This is a genomic window from Microbacterium sp. P2_F9, assembly GCF_056403635.1.
On sequence record NZ_JBFUFC010000313.1, the window covers coordinates 1 to 2,805 of the forward strand.

Below are 2,805 nucleotides of genomic sequence, written 5' to 3' on the forward strand. Positions count from 1 at the left end.
ACCGACAGCTGGTCGGGGGTGCGGGCGAAGGGCAGCGACGCGTCGAATCGCTCCAGCAGGCTGCCGGGCTCCCGGGCGGTCGCCGAGAGGGCCCGCACGAACTGCCGCTGCTGCAGGAGCGCGGTCTGGAGAATGAAGGCCTCGTGCCAGCGCAGCGTCTCGCGCGCCTGCTCGATCTGGTCTCCGAAGTCGGGGCGGTGGATGCGCTCGATCGCGGTGCGGGCGTCGAGAAGGCCATGCTCCTTGCGCAGCGCCTCCGGGAGTGGGTCGGGTACGTCGCCCAGCCCATCGAGCACGAGGGCGACGATCTTCACCAGCTGCCAGCTCGCGATCGTGGCCGTGGCCGGATAGATCGGGATCGGCAGGTTCGCGTAGGCCTCCGCCGTCGCACGCGCCGTGTCTTCGTCGTCGAAGAGCTCGTAGTCCGGGTGGGCGAGCTGCTTCGTCCCGCGGTATTCGCCGACCTTGCCGGCGAAGATGCCCCGGCGTCCCGGCTGGAGCTCTTTGAGCCGCCAGGTCTGGTTGAAGAACGTGAGCGAAAGCTCGCCCTGGCCGTCGCTGATGGTGACTTCGAGGATCGAGCCCTTGCGCGCCTGCATCCGCCGTTCGCTCGCGCGGCGCACTTCGGCGACGATCGTGACGGGCTCGCCGACCGGGAGCGACGAGATCGGCGTCAGCTCGCCGCGGCGCACGTACCGTCGCGGGTAGTGCGCCAGCAGGTCGCCCACCGTCTTCATGCCGAATGCGCGGTCGAGCGCTGCGGCGGTCTTGCCGCCGACGGCTCCGTCGAGCCGTGACTCGAGCGCGTGGCCGGGCATGGTCCGAGTCTAGGTCGAGCCGCCGACGCCTCGAGCCGCGTCCGTGCCCCGGCTATCGTGGGCGTGTGACACGCATCATCGCGGGGCGCGCCGGCTCACTCGCACTCGAGGTCCCCGACGCCGGTACCCGGCCCACCAGCGACCGCGTGCGAGAGTCGCTCTTCGGCGCCCTCGAATCGGCGGATGCCCTCCGTGGCGCCGCGGTGCTCGATCTGTACGCGGGATCGGGCGCACTGGGACTCGAGGCGGTCAGCCGAGGGGCGGCGAGCGCGGATCTCGTCGAGAAGGCGCCGCGCGCGGCATCCGTCGTCGAACGGAATGCGGCACGAGTGGGCAAGTCTGTGGGGCGGGATGCCGCGATCCGCGTGCACCGCACCTCGGCCTTCGCGTATCTCCACGTCGCCCACGGCCCGTTCGACCTGGTGTTCCTGGATCCGCCGTACGACGTCGCGGAGCACGAGCTGACGAGCGCCCTCGCGCTGCTCGTGCCTTCGCTCGCGCCGATGGCCACCGTCATCGTGGAGCGCGCCTCGCGGTCACCGCAGCCGACGCTGCCGGCCGGACTCGTGCTGGACCGCTCGAAGCGCTACGGCGACACGACGCTGTGGTGGGCGTCCTTCGACGAGGTCGACGAAGCACCCTGATCCGCGCGCGGATCCCCTTCCCACACGCAGGGGCCTTCGAAGCCGACGTCGCGCGTGATCGTGAGATGCCCGTCCGGCCTCAGCTCGAGCCTGACGGTGACGGCATCCTCGAGGATCCGAAGCTCGACGACGAATGTGTCGCCCTGCCAGCCGCCTGATGCGGCGACCCGATCGCTGAACCACGGCGGATCGGTCTCCAGTTCGAGCGATACACGTCCGGTGACCCACTTCTCGGGCGAGAAGCGCACCTCGAAGTCGTCGATCCCGAGCACGTCCTGGGAGATGCGCAGCCGGCGGATCGGCCCGTTGTACTCGAAGACCAGTTCGTCGTTCCGGCTCTCGCCGCCGACGGTCGCGACGGGAGCGGGCGGTGGCACCTCGGCGGCCGGCTCCTCGGTGTCGAAGGCCGGCAGCAGGGTGGTCCACAGCGCGTCGAGCGGCTGCTGCATGTCGGGCAGCCCACCGGTCATGGTGACCACCGCGTCGTGGTCGGGCAGGACGACGACGTACTGGCCGAACGCGCCATCGCCCCGGTAGGCGCCATGCCGGCACATCCAGAACTGGAAGCCGTAGCCCTGCCCCCAGTCCGACGATTCCGCCGGCGTGCCGTTGGAGACCTGCCCGCTCGTCGCCAGCTCGACCCACTCCGCGGACACGAGCTGCCGACCCTGCCAGCGACCGCGCTGCAGGAGCAGCTGCCCGAACGCGGCGAGCTCCTCCGCACGGATCGAGAGGCCGAACCCTCCGGCATCCACCCCCGTCGGGCTCTCGTGCCAAGTCGGTCCCTCGAACCCGAGCGGGTCGAAGAGGCGCGGCGTCAGGTAGTCGAGCAGTCGCTCGCCCGTGCGCGTCTGGATGATCTGGGACAGCAGGTGGGTGCCTGCGGTGTTGTACAGCCAGTGGGTGCCGGGTGCGTGGGGCAGGTCCGCTGCGAGGATCGTGCGCGCCCAGTCGTCACCCCAGTCCTCAGGTTCCGGGTCGTGCCCGGTGGTCATCGTCAGCACGTGGCGCACGGTGAGCGCTTCGAGATGGGCGGACGGATGCCGGGGCGCCTGGTCCGCGAGAAGGTCGATGACACGGTCGTCCAGACCGAATAGGCCCTCGTCGATCGCGATGCCGATGGCGATCGCGGTGAAGCTCTTACTCACGGAGTAGAGGGCGTGCGGCGCATCGCGCTCGTACGGCGGCCGTGCGAACTCTGCGACGACGTGCCCATGTCGGGTGACGGTCAGGGTGTGGACATGCGGGATCGGGTCGAGGGCGGCGACCAATCGGGCAACGGCGGCGGCAGGAAGGCCCTGGTCTTCGGGGCGCGAGCGGGAAAGGAGAAGGCTCGTCATCGT

At 70.4% G+C, this 2,805-nt stretch carries 3 protein-coding genes; 1 reads left to right on the forward strand and 2 read right to left on the reverse strand.

What is annotated here, in order from left to right; translation table 11 throughout:
- The coding region (locus AC1DVT_RS19305) for an OB-fold nucleic acid binding domain-containing protein (RefSeq protein ID WP_477390913.1) at nt 1–818 on the reverse strand (818 nt) is incomplete at its 3' end.
- A gap of 65 nt (nt 819–883) precedes the next feature.
- On the opposite strand from AC1DVT_RS19305, the gene rsmD reads away from it, so the two are divergent.
- Entirely contained in the window at nt 884–1,462 is a 579-nt protein-coding gene (gene rsmD / locus AC1DVT_RS19310) for a 16S rRNA (guanine(966)-N(2))-methyltransferase RsmD (RefSeq protein ID WP_457098366.1), read from the forward strand.
- Here rsmD and AC1DVT_RS19315 read toward each other — a convergent pair.
- Nucleotides 1,405–2,805, reverse strand: a 1,401-nt coding sequence (locus tag AC1DVT_RS19315; protein ID WP_477390916.1) for a serine hydrolase domain-containing protein, incomplete at its 5' end; no start/stop codon positions are given. The two genes, rsmD and AC1DVT_RS19315, sit on opposite strands and share 58 nt — an antisense overlap.